The sequence below is a fragment of the Pseudomonas sp. GNP014 genome (genome assembly GCF_054344005.1).
In genome coordinates this window covers 3,355,777-3,374,346 of sequence record NZ_JBTGUS010000001.1, presented here as the reverse complement: position 1 = coordinate 3,374,346, position 18,570 = coordinate 3,355,777, and the positions used below count along the sequence as shown (strand labels likewise).

Annotated in this window: 4 protein-coding genes; 2 read left to right on the top strand and 2 right to left on the bottom strand. The window is 62.6% G+C overall.

Annotated features, from left to right (window positions below):
• Window positions 1-3: 3 nt before the first annotated feature.
• Window positions 4-1,653, top strand: a complete 1,650-nt coding sequence (locus ACXX9E_RS15095) for a cyclic peptide export ABC transporter (RefSeq protein ID WP_123463510.1) — start codon at window positions 4-6, stop codon at window positions 1,651-1,653.
• A 114-nt stretch (window positions 1,654-1,767) separates the two neighbouring features.
• Window positions 1,768-4,248, top strand: coding sequence for a TonB-dependent siderophore receptor (locus tag ACXX9E_RS15090; protein WP_458555628.1), 2,481 nt, complete (start codon window positions 1,768-1,770; stop codon window positions 4,246-4,248).
• A 964-nt stretch (window positions 4,249-5,212) separates the two neighbouring features.
• Here the strand turns inward: ACXX9E_RS15090 and ACXX9E_RS15085 are convergent.
• On the bottom strand, window positions 5,213-6,169 hold the full coding sequence (locus ACXX9E_RS15085; protein WP_458555627.1) for an alpha/beta hydrolase: 957 nt from the start codon (window positions 6,167-6,169) through the stop codon (window positions 5,213-5,215).
• 75 nt (window positions 6,170-6,244) lie between these two features.
• Window positions 6,245-18,565 carry a non-ribosomal peptide synthase/polyketide synthase gene (locus ACXX9E_RS15080; protein WP_458555626.1) on the bottom strand — a complete coding sequence of 4,107 codons (12,321 nt, stop codon included), beginning with the start codon at window positions 18,563-18,565 and terminating at the stop codon, window positions 6,245-6,247.
• Window positions 18,566-18,570: the final 5 nt, after the last annotated feature.

The following is an 18,570-nucleotide window of genomic DNA, read 5'->3' as shown; positions in this document are numbered from 1 at the left end:
TCCATGACCAAGCCTACGCGTGGGGCGATCAACGAATTGTTCGCCCTGCTCAAGCCCTTCCGCCTGATCGTCTCTGCGTCCATCGTGCTCGGCATGATCGGCGGCCTGAGCGTCACCGTGCTGCTGGCCACCATCAACAATGCCCTGCACTCCGATGACGGCCTGACCCGTACCGTGGTGATGATCTTCGCCGGGCTCTGTGCCCTGGCGCTGCTGACGACGATTCTGTCGGACATCGGCACCAACTACGTCGGCCAGCACATCATCGCCAAATTGCGCAAAGAGCTGGGGGAAAAGGTCCTGTCGGCGCCGATCGACCAGATCGAGCGCTATCGCAGCCACCGGCTGATCCCGGTGCTGACCCATGACGTCGACACCATCAGCGACTTCGCCTTCGCCTTTGCGCCACTGGCGATCTCCATGACCGTCACCCTCGGCTGCCTCGGTTACCTGGCGATGCTGTCGTGGCCGATGTTCCTGATGATGCTGGTGGCGATTGCGATCGGCACCACGATTCAAGCGATTGCCCGGGCCAGGGGCATGCGCGGTTTCTACGCCGCACGCGACTGCGAAGATGAACTGCAAAAGCACTACAACGCGATTGCCGAAGGCGCCAAGGAACTGCGCATTCACCGTCCGCGTCGCCAGCGCATGTTCGTCGCCGGCATTCAGAAAACTGCCGAGAAGATCTGCGACACCCAGATCAAATCCATCAACACGTTCGTCATCGCCAAATCCTTCGGTTCCATGTTGTTCTTCGTGGTCATCGGCATGGCGCTGGCCCTGCAATCCTTCTGGCCCAGCGGCGACAAAGCGGTGATGAGCGGGTTCGTGCTGGTGCTGCTGTACATGAAGGGGCCGCTGGAGCATCTGGTCAGCACCTTGCCGATCATCAGCCGCGCGCAGATCGCCTTCCGCCGGATCGCCGAGCTGAGCGAGCAATTCTCCTCGCCCGAACCGCACCTGTTGCTGGAAGACCAGGGCCAGAAGCCCGGGGCCGTCAACAGTCTGGAACTGAACAATGTGCGCTACGCCTTCCCACCGGTGGCTGGCAGCGAGCCGTTCCGTCTGGGGCCAGTCAACCTGCGCATCGAACAAGGCGAGATCGTGTTTATCGTCGGCGAAAACGGTTGCGGCAAAACCACGCTGATCAAATTGCTGCTCGGCCTGTACGCCCCGACCGAAGGCGAAATCCGCGTCAACGATCAGCCGATCACCGCGCTCAACCGCGATGATTACCGGCAGAACTTCACGACGATCTTTGCCGACTACTACCTGTTCGATGATCTGATTCAAGGCGACCGCCAGGTCCCGCAGGACGCCACCCGCTACCTCGAACGTCTGGAGATTGCGCACAAGGTCAGCGTGCGCGACGGCGCCTTCAGCACCACCGATTTGTCCACCGGCCAGCGCAAGCGTCTGGCGCTGGTCAACGCCTGGCTCGAAGAGCGTCCGGTGCTGGTGTTCGATGAATGGGCGGCGGATCAGGACCCGACCTTCCGGCGGATTTTCTACACCGAGTTGCTGCCCGACCTTAAGCGTCTGGGCAAAACCATCATCGTGATTTCCCACGATGACCGTTACTTCGACGTCGCCGACCAACTGGTGCGCATGGAGGCCGGCAAGGTCAAAAGCGAACTGCAGACTGCTTGAAACACGGGGCCGCAGCCAGGCCGGAAAAATAGTTTTCCGGTTTGCCGCGGCTTCCTCGTCTTAATGAGATGAATAAGAACCATTAACAACTATACCTGCCAAGGTCTTAACCTCATGTCCGCATCCCGTTTCATGCTTCGCCCTCTGACTCGAGCCCTGCTGATGCAGGGCGCCACACGTTCCCGCCTGGCCGGCACCGGCCTGGGTCTGGCCCTGTCCGTCGCTGTCACGCCATATGTGCAGGCGCAGGAATGGACCCTGAACATTCCGGCCCAGCCACTGGCGCAGGCGCTGCAGACGCTTGGTCAACAGACCAGTCTGCAAATCGTCTACAGCCCGGAAAGCCTGCAAGGCCTGCGCTCCAGCGCGCTCAACGGGCGCTATCAGGGCGATGATTCGCTGAACGCGATGCTCAAGGGCACCGGCATCCGCTATCAGCGTGACGGCAACACCGTGACGGTGCTCGGCCCGGCTACCGGCGACACGATGGAACTGGCTCCGACCAACGTCAACGCGCAACGCATGGGCGCCACCACCGAAGGCAGCAACTCCTACACCACCGGTGGCGTGACCATTGGCAAAGGCGTGCACTCGCTGAAAGACACACCGCAGTCGGTCACGGTCATGACGCGCAAAATGCTTGATGACCAGAACCTCAACACCATCGAACAGGTGATGGAAAAGACCCCGGGCATCACCGTGTACGACTCGCCCATGGGCGGCAAGTATTTCTACTCGCGCGGCTTTCGCATGACCGGTCAATACCAGTACGACGGCGTACCACTGGACATCGGCAGCAGCTACGTACAGGCCGACAGCTTCAACAGCGACATGGCCATCTATGACCGCGTGGAAGTGCTGCGCGGCGCCGCCGGCATGATGAAAGGCGCTGGCGGCACCGCCGGTGGCGTCAACTTCGTGCGCAAGCGCGGCGGCGATACTGCCCACACGCAACTGTCGCTGTCGGCAGGCACCTGGGACAACTACCGTGGCCAGGTCGATACCGGCGGCCCGCTGAACGACGCCGGCACCATCCGTGGCCGTGCCGTGGTCACCGAGCAGACCCGTCAGTACTTCTACGACGTGGCCAGCCGCAAGGACCAGATCTACTACGGTGCCCTGGACTTCGACCTCAGCCCCGACACCACGCTGGGCGTGGGTTTCGCCTGGGAAGACGTTGACGCCACGCCATGCTGGGGCGGTCTGCCGCGTTATGCCGACGGCTCCGACCTGCACCTCAAGCGCTCCACCTGCCTGAACACGGCGTGGAACAACCAGCGCAGCAAGCGCGCCACCTACTTCGCCGACCTGAAACACCAGTTCAACGACGACTGGTCGCTGAAGGTCGCGGGCGTCTATTCGCGCAACACCCAAGACATGGAATACGCCTTCCCGAGTGGCGCAGTGCCGGTCGGTGCCACCGCTTCGAACACACTGATGCTGGGCAGCATCTACGACTACGATCAACGCGACTACGGCTTCGATGCCTATGTGGACGGTAAATTCGACGCCTTCGGCCAGCAACACGAACTGACCGTCGGCGCCAACGCGAGCCGGTCGCACAAGGATGACTTCTACGCCGTCGCCGCCCTGCCCCAACGGCAGAACGTGCTCGACCCGAATCATCACATCCCGCAACCGGACGAAAGCTATTACCTGGCCAACGCCTCCCGTGGCGGCCCGGTGGACATGCACATCAAGCAATACGGCGCTTACTCCATCGCCCGCCTGAAACTGGCCGATCCGCTGACCCTCGTCCTGGGCAGCCGTGTCAGCTGGTACAAGTCCGACACCGACTCGGTGCAGTACTTCCGTGGCGAAGGCACCCAGGTCGACACCAAGTCCACCGAAACCGGGCAAGTCACGCCGTTCGCCGGTGTGCTGTTCGACCTCAACGAAAACCTGACCGCCTACGCCAGCTACACCGACATCTTCACCCCGCAAGGCGCGTACAAGACCATTGATGGCAGCACGCTCAAGCCATTGGTCGGGCAGAGCTACGAGTTGGGGATCAAGGGTGAGTGGTTCGACGGTCGTCTGAACAGCACCTTCAACCTGTTCCGCACCATCCAGAAAGATGCCGCTCAGGATGACCTGCGCTGCGAAGACAGTTCGTGCTCGATCAACTCCGGCAAGGTGCGCGCGCAGGGCTTCGAAGCTGAAGTCAGCGGTGAGGTGATTGATCGTCTGCAATTGTTGGCTGGCTATACCTATACCCAGACCAAGGTGCTGGAAGATGCCGACGCCACGCAGGATGGCGTGGTCTACAACTCCTACGTGCCGCGTCACTTATTGCGCGTCTGGGGTGACTACAGCCTGAGCGGGCCGCTGGATCGTGTGACGATCGGTGCAGGGGTTAATGCCCAGACGGGCAACTACCGCACTTCGCCTCTGGGCGGTGACAACATTGACGGTGCTGGTTATGCGGTGTGGAACGGTCGCATCGGTTATCGCATTGACGATACCTGGTCGGTGGCGTTGAACGGGAACAACCTGTTTGACAAGCGTTACTACTCGACCATTGGTACCGAAGGGTTCGGTAACTTCTATGGTGATCCGCGTAACTTCGTGATGTCGGTCAAGGCTGATTTCTGATTGGGTGTGATGTGAGAGAGCCCCGCTTTGGCGGGGCTTTTTTTCGCCTGTTGGTCTTGGCGGCGTTCGGGCCGACCATGCTCTTTGGGTTTTGGGGGCATATCCGTTGCTGCGGGTGGTGCCGCTGGCGGTTTCGCTCTTACAGCGAGTCACCTTTTCCAAACGCCGAAAAGGTAACCCAAAAGGCTTTGCCCCGGCGTACGGCACTTCGCTGAGGCTCAGTGTTCCCTCGCTACGGTGTCCATCCGGGGGCATCGCCTACGGTTTGCTTCGCTGCACCTCCTCTCGATGTATGCGGCTACGCCGCACGGCGCTGCGCGCCTACCCCCCGGATGAACACCTCCGCTCGGCCTGCCGAAGGGGCAAAAGATCAAAAGCCGAAGCCAAAGCCAAAGCAAGATTACAAGCCAGATCAATAGCCCCTCACCCTAGCCCTCTCCCAGAGGGAGAGGGGACTGGCGGTGGTGTTTGGAAGAGTTACGCCGACGTGCGATACCGCGGTGAACTCAGGCTTTGAAAAGCCCACAGATCGGCTCCCTCTCCCTCGGGAGAGGGCTGGGCGGGCGGCGTTCCGATGAGGGGCAGCCCCATCACAAAACCAAAGCCGAACACCCGCTCCTCACCACTCAATAGGCCGAGTGTCAGCTCGCCTGCTCTTGATTTTGATCTGTAAAGCGACATCGGAAGGCTGAGTGGAGGGATTGATCCGGGCGTGGGAGCGCAGCGACCGTTTGGCGCAGCCAAACACAGCGAGAGGAGGTGCAGCGAAGCAAACCGGAGGCGCTGCGCCCGGATCAATCCCGGAGCGAAGGAACCCCGAGCCCCAGCGAGCGGGCCGCACGTAGGAGCAAGCCTTTTTGGTTACTTTTTCGGCGTCTGGAAAAAGTGACCCGCCGTAAGGGCGGAACCTAATCAGCCATTACCGCAGCAACGGATATTCACCCAAAAACCAACCAATACCCAATCACCCCAACATCAACGCCAACGCCCGGCTGAGGCGTTCATGCACCCGCAAAACATCAGGCATCACCGAAGCCATCCGCAGCAAATCATGCGTCAGCCCCGGACAATGCTCAACCTCGACACTCACCCCCTGCCCCCGCAACTTATCAGCATAAGCCTGCCCCTCATCAAGCAACGGATCAAAACCCGCCAACAACACAATCGCCGGCGCCACCCCGCGCAGATCCTCCGCCAACAACGGCGAAAAGCGCCAATCCAGATAGTCTTGCGGACTGCGAGCGTAATGCTGATAAAACCAGTCAAGCGTATCGTTCTCCAACAGATACCCCTCGCTGAACAACAACCGCGAATCGTGCGTACGCGAAGCATCAGTAACCGGATAGCACAACAACTGCGCCTTCGGCGCGATAGCCACAGTATGCGGTTGCACCACCGCCTGAATCGCCAGCACCGTGGCCAGGGTCGCACCGGCACTATCACCACCAAACGCCACGCGCGAGGTATCAAGGCCAAAGCTGACGGCATTTTCCGCCAGCCATGACAAAGCATCTTCGCCATCCTCCAGCGCCGTCGGAAAACGATGCTCCGGGGCCAGTCGATAACCCACCGACAACACCGCACACGGCGTGCGCTGGCAAAACTCGCGGCACACACCGTCGTGGGAATCGAGGCTGCCGACGACAAACCCGCCACCGTGGAAATACACCAGCACCGGCATCGACGTGCCGGCGCCGTTCGGCCGATACAGTCGTAACGCCAAAGGCGCGCCGTCTCGGGCCGCCGTGTCGATCGGCGTCACCGACAGATCTTCAGGCGCAGCCCAGCGCAGTTGCGCCGTGGTCTGTTCGAAGGTGGCGCGGGCCTCGTTCGGAGTCATCTGGTGCATGGCCGGCAGGCCGGCGTCCTGGCTGTCTTGGGCCAGGTCGAGAAAGGCTTCCAGTTCAGGGTGTAACGACATCGCTAGGATCCTTGTATCAGCAAAATAGGGGCGCGCCCTGGCAACGCCCCTTGGAAATGACTCACCGTTCGACGATCAGCCCACACGTACCATGCAGTGTTCGACCAACGCCTCCAGCTCACGCTGGTAATCGCTCATCAAGGCATCCAGGGTGCCGGCGCGATAACGCTGGCTGCTGTAGATGCAGCGCATGGCCAACTGACCGTCATAGACCTGGCCGACAATTTCCAGCCAGTTGCCCAGATTGGCCTTGAGGCTGTAGTTGTCACCGGTTTCTTCCAGCGCCGGCACCAGCAGGGCTTGCTCGTCGAAGCTCTGGTCGAACTGCCCCAGGTAGTTGAAGGTGACCCGCGCTTGCGGCAGCTCGGCCAATTGCCGCGACACCTCGGCGCCGGCCAGATGCCGCAGCACGCCATAGCCGATGCCTTTCTGCGGCACCGCTGCCAACTGTGCCTGCACATTGACGATCGACTGGCCGATGTCGTCGCTGTCCGGACGCAAGCGCACCGGGAACATGCTGGTGAACCAGCCGAGGCTGCGGCTCAGGTCGATGGACTCGAACAGGTCTTCGCGACCATGCCCTTCGAGCAGAATCAGTGCCGACGGCTGCTGGCTCCAGCGGCACAGCGCACGGCTGAGCGCCGACAACAGCAAGTCGTTGATCTGCGTGCCGTACACCGCCGGGGCCTGTTTGAGCAGTTGTTCGGTGTGTTCGCGGGACAGTTTGAGCCGTGCCTGCGCCTGCTGACGCACGAGGTTTTTGCCGCGCGGGTTGTCGCACGGCAAGTCGACGCCCGGCTGATCCAGTTGCTCCAGCCAATACCCCAGTTCCTGCTCGGCAATCACCGGCGCCTGCGCCTGCAAGGCCTCGGCAAACGATCGGTAACTGCTGGTGCGAATCGGCAATTTCGGCTGCAACCCCTGCACGCACGCCTCGTACGCCACTTTCAAATCGTCGAGCAGAATCCGCCACGACACGGTATCGACCACCAAGTGGTGAATCACCACCAGCAGGCGCGCCTGGCCATCCGGCAAGGCAACGTGCATCACCCGCCAGACCGGTCCGTCGTCGAGTTTCAAGCTGCGCTGGGCAAGGTTGGCCAAGGCTTCGACCTGCTCGCTGTTGTCCGCCTCGCGGCGCCAGAGCAACGCTTCACCCTGTTCACTGAGGTCGCAGTAGCGCTGCAACCAGCGCCCGCCTTCGTGGGAGAAACGCAGACGCAGCGAGTCGTGATGTTGCTCGATCCAGCCCAGTGCCTGCTCCAGTGCATCGAGGTCCAGCGGCTGACGCGCGCTCAACAGCAATGACTGGTTGTAGTGATGCGCTTCGGCCATGCCTTCGGCAAAAAACCACTCCTGAATCGGCAAGAGATTGAACAAACCCTCGGCGGCCACGTGCGTGACGTCCGCCTGCGGTGGTGCGGTGCCCTCCTTCGCCACGTCCTGCTCGACGATGCCGGCGATGGTCTGATAACGCATCAGGTCGCGCAGCTTGAGGTCCATGTTCAGCGTCGGGTGGTTGCGCACCCGGGAAATCACTTGCAGGCTCAGGATCGAGTCGCCGCCCAGTTCGAAGAAGTTGTCGCTGATGCCCACTTGTTCGACCTGCAGCACCTGCGCCCAGATGTCCGCGAGCAGGCTTTCCTGCTCGTTGCGCGGGGCGACGTATTCTTCGGTTTTGAACTCGGGTTCCGGCAGCGCCTTGCGATCGAGTTTGCCGTTCGGCGTCACCGGGAAAGCCTCGAGGCAGACGATCTGCGCCGGCACCATGTATTCCGGCAACGAGGTGCGCAGGCCCGCCTTGAGTTCATCGCCGATGTCCTCGCCGCTCGCGGTGACCACGTAACCGATCAGTTGCTTGCCCGACGCATTGTCGCGAGCAATCACCAGCGCATCGCTGACCCCAGGCAATTGGCGCAGGCGGGCCTCGACTTCGCCGAGTTCGATACGGAAGCCGCGCACCTTGACCTGGTGGTCGATGCGGCCGATGTAATCGACTACCCCGTCGCCACGCAAACGCACCAGATCGCCGCTGCGATACAGGCGCTCGCCCGCCGCGAACGGGTTCGGCACGAAACGCTCGCCCGTCAGCTCGGGACGCCCGTGGTAACCCCGGGCCACGCCATAACCACCGATGTACAACTCACCGGCAAGGCCTGGCGGCAACGGGTTCAGATCCTCGTCCAGCACGTACAGCGAACGCGCGCCCACGGCACGGCCGATCGGCGCATAGGCCGCTTCGCAGTGCTGGCTGACCGGGACTTTCCAGAGCATTGGCGTGACCACGGTTTCGGTCGGGCCATAGCCGTTGGTGAAGGACTCGGGACGCAGCGCTGCCTTGACCTGTTCAAAGGTCTGATCCGGCACCGCGTCACCGCCGAAGCAATAGATGCGCACCGGTGGCGGCGCGATGCCGCTGGCCGCCGCGTATTCGGCCAGTTGTTTGAGGTAGGCCGGCGGGAAGCAGGCAATGGTGATGCCGTACTCGTGCAGCGCCTGATAAGTCTGCTCTGGCGTCCACAGGCAACCGTCGCGAATCACCAGACGACCGCCGCTGTACAGGGTGCTCAGCCAGCGTTCATGGGCACCGTCGAAGGCGAACGACATAAAGTGCAGCTCGCAACTGCGGGCGTCCATTTCGTACAGCTCGGCAATCGCCTGACAGTGCATGCTCAGCGGACCTTGCGTCACCGCGACGCCTTTTGGTCGCCCGGTCGAACCGGAGGTGTAGACCAGATACGCCAGGCTTTGCTCGTGAACGCGGCAGTCAGGGGCATAGTCGGCATAGCGGCTTTCGTCGAGGTGATCGACTTCCAGGCGCAGCAGGCCTTGGGGCGCCGGCAACGTGGCACGCAGGCTGCTTTGGGTCAGCAACAGCGCCATGCCCGAATCTTCGATCATGTACGCCAGACGCTCCGGCGGATACTCAATGTCCAGCGGCACGTAGGCGGCACCGCTCTTGAGCACGGCGAGGAAGCTCACGACCATCTCCAACGACCGCGGCAAGGCCACGCCGATCACTACCTCCGGCCCCGCGCCGTGTTCGATCAGGCAATGCGCCAGACGGTTGGCACGCAGTTCGAGTTCGGCGTAGCTCAGGCTCATCCCCGCACATTGCAGAGCAATAGCCTGTGGCTGTTGTTGCGCGTGGCGGCTGATCAGTTCCGGCAACAGCGCCGCTTGATGACTGTGCACCGGTTCGGCGCTCCAGGCCTGCGCGGCTTGCCATTGTTCGCTGCTCAGACGCTGCAGATTGCCGAGGCGTTCGTACGGCGCCGCCAGCATCGCGGCGAGGGTGTTTTCCATGGTCTGGCGAATACCGACCACCGCCTCGGCGCTGAAGTGGCTGCGCAGGTACAGGTATTCGATCGACAACTCGTCGCCGAGCATCACCGCCAGGTCCATCGGCACGTTGGTCACGCCGTGGCCGATGGATTTGCCGAAGGTCAGGTCGGTGTCGTTTTCTTCCTGCAAGCGATCGTCGATCGGGAAGTTTTCGAACACCACGATGCTGTCGAACAGCGCCTGCCCACCGAGGTTGGACCAGCGCTGCACATCGGCCAGTGGCGCCTGGGAATAATCACGAATGTCGAGGTTGTAGGCCTGCACTTCGCCGAGCCAGTCGGCCAGGCGCTGATCCGCGCGCGGCGTTTGAATGATCGGCAAGGTGTTGATGAACAGGCCGAGCATGTTGCCGACATTCGCCAGACCTTCCGGACGGCCCGACACCGTGGCGCCAAAAGTCACCGTCTGCTGTCCGGTGTAACGCTGCAACAGAAGCAACCATGCACCTTGAATCAAGGTGTTGGGGGTGATGCGCAGGTCGCGGCAGAACTGCAACAGATCCGCGGTTTGCGTTTTGTCCCAGTTGGAGTAGATCGCATCGTGGCCAGCGACATCGGCGCTGTGGCGCGGATGCATCGCCTGGCTAAGCGCCGTCGGCTCGTTGACCTCCGCCAGACGCGCCTTCCAGAACAGCTCCTGAGCGTCCTGATCCTGCGCCTGCAGCCAGGCGATGAAGTCGCGGTAACGACCGTTCTCGCCGATGATTTCGCCCTTGGCGTAATACTGCAGGACTTCGCCGAACAGCCGCGAACTGCTCCAGCCGTCCATCAGAATGTGGTGGCTGGTCCAGATCATCTGGTACTGATCGTCGCTCAGGCGCAACAGGGTCACACGTTGCAAACGAGCGTCGGCCAGATCGAAGCCGAGGGCGCGGTCATCGCTGGCGAATTCAGCGATGAGGGCTTCACTGGTTTCGCGCTCACGCCAGTCGAGCACCTGCATCTGCAACGGCGCATGACGATGCACCACCTGCAACGGTTTGCTCAGGCCATCCTGCCAATGGAAACTGGTGCGCAGAATCGCCTGACGGACGATGACGAACTCCCACGCCTGGCGGAAGCGCTCCACGTCCAGGCCCGTGATCGGCAGGCTGACCTGTTGCACGTAAAGGCTGCTGCCGTTATCCGACAGCGTGTGGAAGAGCATGCCTTCCTGCATCGGCGACAGCGGGTAAACGTCTTCGATCATGTCCGCCGGCACCGGCAGCGCATCGAGTTGCGCCTGATCCAGTTGAGCCAGCGGATAATCCGCCGGCGCCTCGTCGGTCGACGAATCGAGCGTAACCACAGCGGCGAGTTTCTGCACGGTCTGCTGCTGGAACAGGTCTTTGGGGGTGAAACGAATGCCCTGCTGACGCGCACGGCTGACCAGTTGAATCGAGATGATCGAGTCGCCGCCCAGGGCGAAGAAGTTGTCGGTCACGCCGACGCGCTCAATCTTCAGAATGTCCTGCCAGACCTCGGCCAGTTGTTGCTCCAGCGGCGTCGACGGCGCCACGTAGTCGCGCTGCGACTGACTGGCATCCGGTGCCGGCAGGGCCTTGCGATCGAGTTTGCCGTTGGGGGTCAGCGGCAACTGTTCGAGAAACAGCCACTGCGCCGGCACCATGTAATCCGGCAGTTGCGTCTTCAGCGCAGTCTGTAGCGTTTCGCTCAGCGCGTCCTGCTCCTCAAGGCTCAGGCTGCTGTCGTTCGGCACCACATACGCCACCAGTTGCTGACCGCTCTGGCCATCCACCGCCAGCACCACGCCTTCGCGCACGCTGTCCTGCGCCAGCAGACGCGCTTCGATTTCACCCAGCTCGATGCGGAAACCGCGCACCTTGACCTGATGGTCGATACGCCCGACGTATTCGATGCGGCCGTCATCGCCGAAGCGGGTCAGGTCGCCGGTGCGGTACATGCGTTCGCCGGTGTTCGACAGCGGGTTGGGCACGAAGCGTTCGGCGGTCAGGCCCGGACGGAACAGGTAACCACGGGTGATGCCATCCCCGGCCAGATACAGCTCGGCCGCCACACCAATCGGCGCCTCCTGCAACTGGCCGTCGAGCATATACGCCGTGGTGTTGACCAGCGGCCGGCCGATATTCGCCTGACCACCGGGTTCGCGGCGGGTCCAGGTCGAATAGGTGGTGTCTTCCGATGGCCCATACAGGTCGTAGACGTGAGCCACCGACGTTTCACGGTAGAGGGTATCGACCAGGCTCTGCTTCAACGGCTCGCCAGCGAGGTTGATGATGCGCACGCCTTGGGGAATCTGCCCGATGCGTTGCAGCGCAGCGATGGCCGACGGCACGGTGTTGATCAGGCGCACCTGATCGCGCTCCGGCAAGTCCGGCAGCTCCAGGGCGTTGCGCGCCATGACGAGCGAACCGCCGCGCGCGAGGGTGACGAAAATCTCCCACACCGACAGGTCGAAGCACACCGACGTCGAGGCCAGCACGCCTTGCAGGTCTTCTTCGCTGTAGACCTCGGCGGACCAGTGAATCAGCGCCTGCACGTTGCGATGGGCAATGGCCACGCCTTTCGGTTTGCCGGTGGAGCCGGAGGTGTAGATCACGTAGGCCAGATTCGCCGAATCGCCCTGCGCCGGCAGATTGTCCGCAGGCTGCGCGGCAAACGCCTGTCCGCCCGCCTCGACCAGCACCACTTCGGCATCGGTCTGCGGCAATTGCGCCAGCAGCGACTGCTGCGTCAGCAAGACTTTTGCCTGACTGTCGTCGAGCATGTAGGCCACGCGGTCGGCCGGGTAGTCCGGATCCAGCGGCACATAGGTGCCACCAGCCTTGAGCACCGCCATCAACGCGATCACCAGTTCCGCCGAACGCGGCATCGCCACGCCCACGCGGATTTCCGGGCCGACCCCAAGCGCCAGCAGATGACGGGCCAACTGGTTGGCCCGTCGGTTGAGTTCGGCATAGCTCAGGGCGACGCCAGCATGACTCAGGGCCTGCGCTTGCGGATGCGCTGCGACCCGCGCTTCGAAGCTCTGCGCAATCAGGCGTTCAGCCGGATAGGCCGCGTGGTGGTCGTTCCACTGCGCCAGGGTCTGACGCTCGGCCAGCGGCAACAGGCCAATCTCACCCAGGCACCGCTGCGGCGCCTCAAGGAACTGGCGCAGCACTTCCTGCAGATGCGCAGCCAGGCCCAGCACGCTGCGCTCGGCGAAGTGTTCGGTGAGGTAGTTGAAGTCCAGATTCAGCACGTCACTGGCCCCGGCGATCAGGGTCAGGCCGTAGTTGGTTTGCTCGCGGTGTTCCAGACCGGCGAAACGCAGCCCGCCCGGATTGGCTTCCAGTGCTTCGGACACCGGATAGTTCTCGAACACCAGCAAGGTGTCGAACAGTGCTTCGCCGCTCAGTTCGGCCAGGCGCTGAATGTCTTGCAACGGGGTCTGCTCGTAGTCCCGCAGCAGCAGGTTCTTGTCCTGCACGCTGCGCACCCAGTCGCCGACGCTGACCGTCGCCTGCGGGCTGGCGATCACCGGCAAGGTGTTGATGAACAGCCCCAATTGCTGCTCGATGCCTGGCAAATCCACCGGCCGCCCCGACACGGTCGCGCCGAAGGCCACCGTGGCCTGCCCGGTGTAACGCTGCAACACCAGCAGCCACGCAGCTTGCACCAGACTGTTCAGGGTCACTTGTTGCTGACGGGAGAAGGCATTCAGGCGCTGGGTGAACGCTGCATCGAAATGCAGGCGATGCATCTGTTTGCCGGGGCCCGGCACCGTCGCCCCGTGGCAGGCCGAAGCCAGTCGCGTCGGCTCGTGCAAAGCGGCCAGTTGTCCGCGCCAGAAATCCTGGGCGGCGGCTTTGTCCTGACCTTGCAGCCAGACCAGGAAGTCGCGGTAACGGCCCTGCGCGCCCGGCACCGGGTGGCCAGCGTAATCCTGCAACACCTCGCCGAACATCCGCGAGTTGCTCCAGCCATCCATGAGAATGTGGTGGCAGGTAAAAATCAGCCGATGGCGATCATCCGCCGTGCGCAACAGGCACAGACGCAGCAACGGCGGATTCTGCAGATCGAAGCCGCGTTCGCGGTCGGCCTGCGCCCGCGCTTCGAGCACGGCGGGCAGATCCGCCACCCCGCGCACATCGACTTCCGGCATTTCCAGGGTCAACTGGCGATTGATCACTTGCAGCGGCGCATCAAGGCCATCGCGGCCCCAAATAAAACCGGCGCGCAGCACTTCATGACGATCCACCACGCGTTGCCACGCCTGCTGGAAGCGCGCCACGTCGAGGCCGTCGATGTCCAGCAGCATTTGATAGACATAGGCGCTGGCATCGGCGTCGTACAGGCTGTGGAACAGAATGCCCTGCTGCATCGGCGCCAGCGGATAGATGTCCTCGATGCGCTGGGCGGCGATCGGCAAGCTGTCCAGGTGCGCCTGGGACAACCCGGCCAACGGCACATCGGACGGCGTCAAGGCACCGCTCGGATGGCTCAGGCAATGGTCGATCAACTCGCCCAGCGCCACTTCATAGGCGCGGGCCAAGGCATTGATGGTCGCCTCTTCGAAAACATCGCCGCTGTAGGTCCAGGTCAGACTCAACTGGCCCTGATAGACCCGGCCGTCGATGGTCAGCCAGTTGGCCATCGGCGCGTTTTCGTCCTGGCCGGCGCCCTTGTCTTCAGTGGCCGGCACCCACAGGGCGCCGGCGTCGAAGTTGTTGTCGAACTGGCCGAGGTAGTTGAACGTCACCTTCGGTTGCGCCAGATCGCTCAGTGCAGCTTGCGCCTCGGCGCTGCCCAGATGCCGCAGCAAGCCGTAGCCGAGGCCTTTGTTCGGGATCGCGCGCAGTTGCTCCTTGATGCCTTTGATCGACGCTTCGAGACTGGCGCCGGGCATCAGACGTACCGGGAACATGCTGGTGAACCAGCCGACCGTGCGGCTCAGGTCAACGTCGTCGAACAGGTCTTCACGACCGTGACCTTCGAGCTGGACCAGCGCGCTGTCAGTGTTCGTCCACTGACACAACACCCGGGCCAGCGCGGTGAGCAGCAGATCGTTGACCTGGGTGCGGTAAACCGCCGGCGCCTGCTGCAACAGCTGACGGGTGCGTTCGGCGTCCAGACGCGTATCGACGCTGCGCTCGAACCGGTTGCTCAACTGGCCCTGCGGATTATCCAGCGGCAGTTCGACCGATACGTCGCGCAACTGGCCACGCCAGTAATCCAGCTCGCTTTCCAGTTCGCCACTGCGGGCATGCTCCTGCAGACGCTGGCCCCACGCCTTGAACGCACTGGTCTTGGCCGGCAGGCTCACGGCTTGTCCGCGGCTCAGCTGTTGATAGGCACTTTGCAGATCTTCCAGCAGGATCCGCCACGACACGCCATCGACCACCAGGTGATGGATCACCAGCAGCAGGCGCTGACTGGCGTCCGGCAACTCGACCAGCGCTGCGCGCATCAGCGGGCCGTCGTGCAGATCGAGGCTGCGTTGCAAGTCCAGGCACAGCGCCGGCAATGCCGCACTGTCGTCCAGCACAAAGGTGCGCAGCAAGGCGTGCGCCTGTTCCGCCGGCGCATGCGTTTGCTGCCAGCCATTGCCTGCCTGGAGATAACGCAGACGCAAAGCGTCATGGTGCCGCTGCAGATGCTGCAACGCCTGCTCCAGCGCTGCCGCTTGCAGCGCGTGGGCCGGGGTCAGCAGGATCGACTGGTTCCAGTGATGCCGCGCCGGGATGTCACTGTTGAAAAAGTAATGCTGGATCGGTGTCAGCAGCGCCTCACCGAGCACATCGCCCTGCTGCATCTGCACCGCGTCGCTCTGTTGCGCGACGGTGGCCAGACGCTGCACGGTCTGGTGCTGGAAGATGTCTTTGGGGGTGAAGCGAATACCCGCCTGACGGGCGCGGCTGACCACCTGAATGGAAATGATCGAATCACCACCGAGCTCGAAGAAGTTGTCGTTGAGACCAACCCGATCGACCTTCAACACGTCCTGCCAGATCTCGACCAGACGCTGTTCCAGTTCGTTGCGTGGTGCCGCGTAGGCTTCCTGCACCTGAGCAACGTCTGGCTGCGGCAGTTGCTTGCGATCCAGCTTGCCGTTAGCGGTCAGCGGCAGGCGCTCAAGGAACGCCCAACTGACCGGCACCATGTAATCCGGCAGGGATTCACGCAGATGCGCCTTGATCGAATCGCGCAGCGCAGCCTGGCCTTCAGCGTCCAGCACTTCGTTGGCGACGATCCAGGTCGCCAGTTGCTGGCCGCTGAGGCCATCGACCGCGAGCACCACCGCTTCGCGCACGTCGGGGTGTAGGAGCAATTGCGCTTCGATTTCCCCCAGTTCGATACGGAAGCCACGGATTTTCACTTGATGGTCGATACGGCCGATGTATTCGATCACACCGTCACCGCGCAGACGCGCCAGGTCGCCCGTGCGATAGAGACGCTCGCCCGCCTGCGGATTGAATGGATCGGGAACGAATCGCGTCGCGGTCATGCCGGCCTGATTCAGGTAACCCCGGGCCAGACCGGCACCGGCGATGTACAACTCACCGATGCAGCCTTGCGGCACCAGGTTCAGCGCGTTGTCGAGCAAGTACCACGACAGGTCGACAATCGGCTCGCCGATGGGGCTGCTGTGGTTCTGCTGCAAGTCGGCCAGCGACAACGGCCGATAGGTCACGTGCACGGTGGTTTCGGTGATGCCGTACATGTTGATCAGCGTTGGCGCGCGGTCGCCGAAGCGTTCGAACCACGGGCGCAGGCTCTGCACTTCCAGGGCCTCGCCGCCGAACACCACGTAGCGCAAGGCGTTGTTGCGCGGCGACTCGCTGGCCACCTGCATCAATGGCTTGAACGCCGACGGTGTCTGGTTCAGCACGGTGACGTTTTCATCGCACAGCAGGGTGTAGAAATCCTCCGGGGAACGGCTGACATCGTGGGGCACCACCACCAGTTTGCCGCCGTAAAGCAGCGCACCGAAAATCTCCCACACCGAGAAGTCGAAGGCGTAGGAATGGAACAGCGTCCAGCTGTCCTGCGGACCAAAATCGAACCACTGTTCGGTGGCGCTGAACAAGCGCATGACGTTGCTGTGCGGCAGCAACGCGCCCTTCGGTTTGCCGGTGGAGCCGGAGGTGTAAATCACGTAGGCCAGATTGTCCGGCGTGGTCAGGCACTGCGGGTTGACGTCGTTGCCAGGGGCTGGCGCTTGATGCAGATCGAGGCACGCCAGGCCCGGCGGCACCGGCAATTGCGCCAGCAGGTGACCCTGGGTCAGCAGCAACTCGATGCCGCTGTCTTCGATCATGTAGGTCAGACGGTCGTCGGGATAGCCCGGGTCGAGCGGCACATACGCGCCACCGGCCTTCAACACCGCGAGGATGGCCACGATCATGTCCAGCGAACGCTCGACGGCGACCCCCACGCGCACGTCCGGGCCGACGCCACGGGCGAGCAACGCATGCGCCCACTGGTTGGCGCGGCGATTGAGTTCGGCGTAGGTCAGGCATTGCCCGGCGAAGGTCACGGCGATCGCGTCAGGATGACGCTCGGCCTGCGCTTCGATGGCTTGATGGATGCACTGTTCGGCCGTTTGCTCGACCCGCACCGGGTTCCACTGCGTGAGCAACTGTTGCTGCTGGCCGGCATCGAGCATCGGTAGCTGGCCAATGCGCTGGTTCGGTTCGGCGACAATGGCCTGCAACAGCGCAGTCCAGTGTTGCGCCAGACGCTCGATGGTCGCCGCGTCGAACAGATCGGTGGCGTACTTGAGCACCGCTTCGATGCCGTGCGCCTGTTCGGTGGTGTTCAGGGTCAGGTCGAACTGCGCGGTCTGGCTCTGCCATTCCAGCGGCTCGATGTTCAAGCCGTTGAGGCGGGTTTCGACGCTGGCGCGGCGTTCGGCCTGGTGGTTGAACATCACCTGGAACAACGGGCTGTGACTGAGGCTGCGGCCCGGCTCCAGCGCTTCGACCAATTGCTCGAACGGCAAGTCCTGATGGGCCTGCGCTTCCTGCGCGGTCTGTTTGACCTGACGCAGCAATTCGACAAAGGGCATCTGCCCGTCAATGTCGGCCTTGAGCACCTGAGTGTTGACGAAGAAGCCGATCAGCCGCTCGATCTCGACCCGGCCTCGGTTGGCATTCGGCACGCCGACCCGGATGTCGGCCTGACCGCTGTAACGGTGCAACAAGGCCTGGAACGAAGCCAGCAAGACCACGAACAGGGTGACGTTCTCTTGTCGGGCGAAGGCTTTGAGCGCGTTGCTCAGCGCCGGGTCGAGAATCAGGTTGTGGCTGGCGCCGGCAAAGCTTTGCTCGATCGAGCGCGGACGATCCATCGGCAGTTCCAGCACCGGTTGCTCGCCGCCGAGCTTGTCTTGCCAGTAGGCCAGTTGCCGCGCCTGCTCACCGGCTTCCATCCACTGCCGTTGCCACAGGGCGTAGTCGGCATATTGAATCGGCAAGGCCGGCAGGCCGGCGTCGTGACCGAGGTTGAAACCGGCATAGAGCTGCACCAGTTCCTCGATCATCACTTGCAGCGACCAGCCATCGGAGACGATGTGGTGCAGGGTCAGTACCAGCACATGTTCATTCGGGGTGACTTGCAGCAAGGCTGCGCGCAACAGCGGGCCGTGCTCCAGGTCGAAGGTTTGCTGGCTCTGGGTCTGCACGAACGCCTGGATCGAGGCATCCCGGTCGTTGGCCAGCTCAGCGCCCGGCTGATGGATCTCCAGTGCAAAGGGTCCTGCCGGCAGGACCACTTGCAACGGTTGCCCGGTTTCCTGAGTGAACACCGTGCGCAAGGTTTCGTGTCGTTCGATCAGCGCCTGGACGCTGCGCTCCAGCGCGCTGACATCCAGCGGGCCCTGCAAACGCAGGGCCGTCGGAATGTTGTAGGCGGCGCTGTGCGGCGCCCACTGCCAGAGGAACCACTGGCGCTGCTGAGCGTAGGACAGCAGCAACGGCTCTTCAGCCGTGCGCTTGAAAACCGGGGCAATGTCAAAGAGGTTGACGCCTTTCTGCTTGAGCAGAACCGCCAGAGCCTTTCTTTGCTTAGCCGAAAGTTGTCCTACCGACTCGATTAACTCTTGCACGCGTT

Coding starts and splice junctions, on each gene's coding strand:
- ACXX9E_RS15095 (WP_123463510.1), top strand. CDS start 4: ATGACCAAGCCTACGCGTGGGGCGATCAACGAATTGTTCGCCCTGCTC.
- ACXX9E_RS15090 (WP_458555628.1), top strand. CDS start 1,768: ATGTCCGCATCCCGTTTCATGCTTCGCCCTCTGACTCGAGCCCTGCTG.
- ACXX9E_RS15085 (WP_458555627.1), bottom strand. CDS start 6,169: ATGTCGTTACACCCTGAACTGGAAGCCTTTCTCGACCTGGCCCAAGAC.